This window comes from Pseudomonas sp. SB113, assembly GCF_040754745.1.
GTDB classification, from domain to species: Bacteria; Pseudomonadota; Gammaproteobacteria; order Pseudomonadales; family Pseudomonadaceae; genus Aquipseudomonas; species Aquipseudomonas grimontii.
In genome coordinates this window covers 1-409 of the sequence record NZ_JBFMHW010000232.1, presented here as the reverse complement: position 1 = coordinate 409, position 409 = coordinate 1, and the positions used below count along the sequence as shown (strand labels likewise).

1 protein-coding gene is annotated in these 409 nt (G+C 57.9%); it reads left to right on the top strand.

Features of this window, described 5'->3' with window-relative positions:
- Window positions 1-409 (top strand): formate--tetrahydrofolate ligase (locus tag AB1462_RS32325; RefSeq protein WP_367249203.1); only part of this gene is annotated, 409 nt, incomplete at both ends.

Below are 409 nucleotides of genomic sequence, written 5' to 3'. Positions count from 1 at the left end.
CAACATCATCATCGCCTATCGCCGCGACAAGACGCCGGTCTTTGCGCGCGACATCAAGGCCGATGGCGCGATGACCGTTCTGCTCAAGGATGCAATGCAGCCGAACCTTGTGCAGACGCTGGAGAACAATCCGGCCTTCGTCCATGGCGGCCCGTTCGCCAACATCGCGCATGGCTGCAACTCGGTCGTCGCGACGACGACGGCGTTGAAGCTTGCCGATTATGTGGTGACGGAAGCTGGTTTTGGTGCCGATCTCGGTGCCGAAAAATTCTTCGACATCAAATGCCGCAAGGCGGGCCTCAAACCTGCAGCCGCAATTATCGTTGCAACCGTGCGCGCCATGAAAATGAATGGCGGCGTCAAGAAGGACGATCTCGGCACGGAAAATGTCGAGGCAGTCAAAAAGGGC